Origin of the sequence: Bacteroides sp. 11BF, assembly GCF_019633765.1 — a bacterium.
In the GTDB taxonomy this organism is placed as follows: Bacteria; Bacteroidota; Bacteroidia; order Bacteroidales; family Bacteroidaceae; genus Bacteroides; species Bacteroides hominis.
The window spans coordinates 1-4,911 of record NZ_JAFKPJ010000045.1 but is presented as its reverse complement, the minus strand read 5'-3'; the positions used below and the strand labels follow the sequence as shown (position 1 = coordinate 4,911).

The following is a 4,911-nucleotide window of genomic DNA, read 5'->3' as shown; positions in this document are numbered from 1 at the left end:
AGTTCTGCAAAGACTTTGCAGATTTCGTATATCGGTATGCAGACTGTTGAGGTGGCAATTAAGCCTGTTATGAAGATTACGCTAAAACCTGATACAGAAGTGTTGGACGAAGTCGTTGTAACAGGATATGGTACATTTAAAAAATCATCTTTTACGGGAGCGGCATCAAGTATTACGACGGAGAAACTTCAGGATGTTCCTTCTTTAAGTGTACAAGATAAATTAGCCGGTTCTGTTGCCGGTGTACAGATTACGTCTACTTCCGGACAACCGGGTGCTGTTGAATCTGTACGTATTCGTGGAATGGGGTCAATTAATGCCGGCAATGATCCGTTATACGTCATTGATGGAGTACCTGTAATGACTGGTGACGCAAGTCAATTCACTTATTCTCAGTCAGGTAATAGCTTATTGTCCACCATCAACAGTAATGATATCGAATCAATGACGGTAATTAAAGATGCAGCGGCTGCCTCACTTTACGGTTCACGCGCAGCAAACGGTGTTATTGTAATTACTACTAAAAAGGGAGCTTCAGGAAAATTGAAACTCAATGTGAGGGCAGACTGGGGATTCTCCAACAAAGCTATTGATTATCGTCCCATTCTGAATGGTGAAGATAGACGCGATATCCTATATATGGGTCTTAAAAACTATGCTTTAAATTCTGGAAAGGATGAAGCTTATGCCACGAACTATGCAGATAATAATATTGATAAATATGCTGCAAAACCTTGGAGCGGATATACTGATTGGGAAGATATTCTTTTCAGAAACGGTTCTCACCAAAATTATGAAGTAAATGCTCAAGGAGGAAATGAGCGGACTAAATTCTATACCTCTTTTGGATACACCAAACAGGAAGGTATTACACTACAGTCTGGATACGAGCGTATCACCGGACGTGCAAATATGAGTCATACGGCAGACCGCGTTACAATTGAGGCAAGTACGATGTTTACAAATTCAAATCAAAAAGTAAACTCGGAAGGGACTAGTTTCTCAAGCCCCATCATGTGTCTGGCTATGACAGCTTCTCCCTCTACATTCCCATATAATGAAGATGGTACATTTAGTACGAGTTTCCCTGCTTTGAATGGTGCCAATCCTCTTCAGACTGCAACGTATAATTATGATCGTAGTACAATTGTGCGTACTTTGAATACATTGGCTGCAACATGGAATATCTGGGATAATTTGAATATAAAAGAAACTTTGGGTTATGATTTTAACCAGACAAACAATCGTGTATGGTGGGATCCTCGTTCCAATGATGGTCGTTCTTCAAAAGGGGTATTTCAACGCTATATGATGAACAGAAGCAAGTTGAATACTCAAACTCAGTTAACTTACAACAAGACATTTGCAGAACACCATAATATCGATGTACTGTTGGGATTTGAAACGGAGGATTACAAATACGATTATACCTATACTAATGGTAATACTTATCCATCCTACTTACCGGAGATTACAAATGCAGGTGTTTCAAGAGGTGCCAGTAACATTAATAGTTATCGAATGACTTCCTATTTAGGACGTTTGAATTATGATTATGCCGGAAGATATTATGTAAGTGGTAGTTTCCGTCGTGATGGAAGTTCGCGTTTATCAAGAGATAGTCGTTGGGGCAATTTCTGGTCTGTATCAGGTTCATGGAGACTTTCACAGGAAGCATTTATGGAATCATTATCCAATGTTATTACTGATGCTAAGATCCGTGCTTCTTACGGTGTAAATGGTACACAGCCCAAAGACTATTACGGATATATGGGGGTATATGAATTTGGATATAATTATAATGGAAATGGTGGTTCGTCAGAAGCTCGTTTCTATAATCCGAATCTGAAATGGGAAAAGAATTATGCCACAAATATCGGTATTGACCTTACACTACTCAATAGGTTGACTATTTCTGCTGAGTGGTATAACCGTGAGACAAAAGATCTCTTAATGGATAAACCGATTTCTGCTGCAGTCGGTGTAATCAATAGTGCGGGTACTGCTAATATGCTCGTGAATGTTGGCTCAATGAGAAATCGTGGTTTTGAATTGGAATTGAAGTCTACCAACATCCAGAACAAGGACCTTTTCTGGACTACTTCCTTGAACTTAGGACATAATAAGAATAAGCTGACCAAGTTGGATGGCGAACAACAGGAAATCATTGATGGGGTTTCTATCCACCGTGTGGGTGAACCATATTATTCTATCTATGCCTATGAATATGCAGGTGTTGATCCTCAAACAGGTAAAGAACTGTATTATATAAACGGTGAAGATGGTAGCCGTGAAACAACAACAAATTCTGCTGCTGCTAATAAAACGATTATCGGTTCTATCGAACCTAAAGTACAAGGTGGTTTGACCAATTATATCAGTTGGAAGTTTATTGATTTCAATTTAACCCTGACTTACTCTTTGGGCGGACATGCTTATGATTATGCTACCTGGCTACAATCCAATGGAGGTACTTATAATTATGTGGGTAATGTTCCTGCTTATTACAAGATGGAAGATACCTGGCAGAAAACAGGTGATAATGCCAAATTGCCACAATTTGCATACGGTAACACTAATAAAGCCTCTTCGCGTTGGCTGATGTCTACAGATCATTTACGTGTGAAGAATATGACTTTGGGATTCACTTTACCACAAAACTGGTCGTCTAAAGCAGGTATCAGTAAATTAAGAGCTTATGTTTCAGGAAACAACCTGCTAACTTGGAAGAAAAAGAGTTTGTATGTTGACCCGGAAGTTCCGGTTGACGGATTGTGTACATTCGAGACTCCGGCTCTTCGAACTGTTACATTTGGTATTGAAATCGGTTTTTAATCAAGTAGAAACAATTTATGAAAAAAGAATTTATGAAAAAGATATATAAATCAATAACACTGGTTGCTACTATCCTAAGTTTGTCTTCCTGCGGGAATGATTGGCTGGATAGAAAACCTGCTGACGGAATTCCATCAGAAGATGCAATTACAAACTATAATGATGCTCTGACTGCACGTACAGGTATGTATGATGGTATTCAGGGAAACTCTAATAGCACCAGCTATTACGGTGCCCGTATGTTTTATTATGGAGATGTCCGTGCTGAGGATATGCAAGCCAGAACTCAGGGTATGCGTTCGTCATCATGCTATGAGATGCGCTATACTGTGGATGATGCTCCTAATATGTGGAATATACCTTATAATGTAGTTCGCCGTGCCAATCGTCTGATTCAAGCAATTAACGAAAAAAAGGTGACTGACGCAACAGAAGCACAAATAGGTAAAATATATTCAGAAGCATTGGTTGTCAGGGCATTGGTTCATTTTGACTTAGTGAGAATCTATGGTATGCCTTATACAGCCGATAACGGAGCTTCTTTGGGTGTCCCGGTTATCTTGAAACCTTTGGAACGAAATGATTTGCCTTCCAGAAATACAGTAGCAGAAGTTTATACACAAGTCATCAGAGACTTGACTGACGCTATTAATTCTGGATATCTTGCTAAAGATAAGACTCAGGGATATATCAATGAATGGGCAGCAAAAGCCTTGCTTACCAGAGTCTATCTGACTAAAGGTGATAACGAGAATGCACTTAAAGTTGCTGAAGATATTATAACCAACTCTCCATATAAACTTTGGACTAATGAAGAATATGTAGATGCATGGTATAAAAACAATGGAGCACATACGAACGAAATGATTTTCGAAGTTATAAATGCAAGTAATGATGACTGGACTGACCGTAATGGTATTGCTTATTTGCTGAACGAGAACGGATATGCGGATGCAATAGTTACAAAAAACTTTATGGCTATGCTGAGTCAGGATCCTAAAGATGTTCGTATAGGTATGGTATTGCCGGCTCAGTATGATAAGGATCTTAAAGAAGAATATGGCGATGCAAAAATCTTCATTAATAAATTCCCGGCTGATAAGGACGACGTAGGTGAAATGCGTTTAAATAATCTGCCTTTACTTCGTCTTTCGGAAGTATATTTGAGCGCTGCAGAAGCGGCGGCTAAGCTTGGGGGACACCAGGATAAAGCTGCTAAATACCTGAATGAAATTGTTCTGAGAGCGAATCCGGAAGCTAAGGCTGTTTCGGAAGCAGATGCTACAGTAGAAAGAATCATTCTTGAAAGAAGAAAAGAAATGATTGGTGAAGGTCAACGTTACTTCGATGCATTACGCAATAATGAAACAATCGTTCGCTATAAAGATGAAGCAGATAAGGGGTATCATTATTCACTAATTAAAGAATCGCAAAGCTTTGACCGAACTTACTTTAGAGCTATACTTCCGATTCCTGTTGATGAAACAAATGTAAATCCAAACTTGAGAGCTCAACAAAATCCCGGATATTAATAGTGGATTAATCATGTAATTAAAAGGCTGCTTTCTTTAAAGGGAGTGGCCTTTTTTATTTCACAATAATGGAACTTCCTATTGAGTTTCATTATGACATTTGTTGTATATTAGCCAAAAGTAACTCAAACTGTTTTTCAATAGAAAAATGTCGTTTATTTCAAGATACAAATGAAAGACACATTAAAAAATATTTATCTTATATGCGATCTGTGAATGTGACACTACTCTAAATTTCGACTATTGATAGGTGAATAAAATATCTATATAAAGCAAATAGTCAATTAGTACAAAGGAAAAATGTAGTAGAATAGGAAATAGAATGCAGAATCTTATTTATACTGATAATCAATGTATTATCTGATTATTGTAAGATATATGAAGTGTTTCATTTTGAGCTTCTCAATAAAATAGAAGATTTGTAGTGTTTTGATAATAAGCGTTTTAATAAATATCTTTTTCTTTTCACTAAGTTCAATATCGTTGTGTAATACGCACATTATAAGCGTTTTAGTATATGCTACAGTTCTGCAAAGACTTTGCA

The 4,911-nt window shown here is 37.7% G+C and carries 2 protein-coding genes; both read left to right on the top strand.

Translation table 11 applies throughout. The annotated features are described in order from the left end of the window. Positions 1-15 precede the first annotated feature (15 nt). Positions 16-2,835 (top strand): TonB-dependent receptor, encoded by a 2,820-nt coding sequence (locus tag JZY04_RS20680; protein ID WP_122141541.1) that lies wholly within the window; start codon positions 16-18, stop codon positions 2,833-2,835. A 32-nt stretch (positions 2,836-2,867) separates the two neighbouring features. Then, positions 2,868-4,367, top strand: coding sequence for a RagB/SusD family nutrient uptake outer membrane protein (locus JZY04_RS20675; RefSeq protein ID WP_181996233.1), 1,500 nt, complete (start codon positions 2,868-2,870; stop codon positions 4,365-4,367). Positions 4,368-4,911 lie beyond the last annotated feature (544 nt).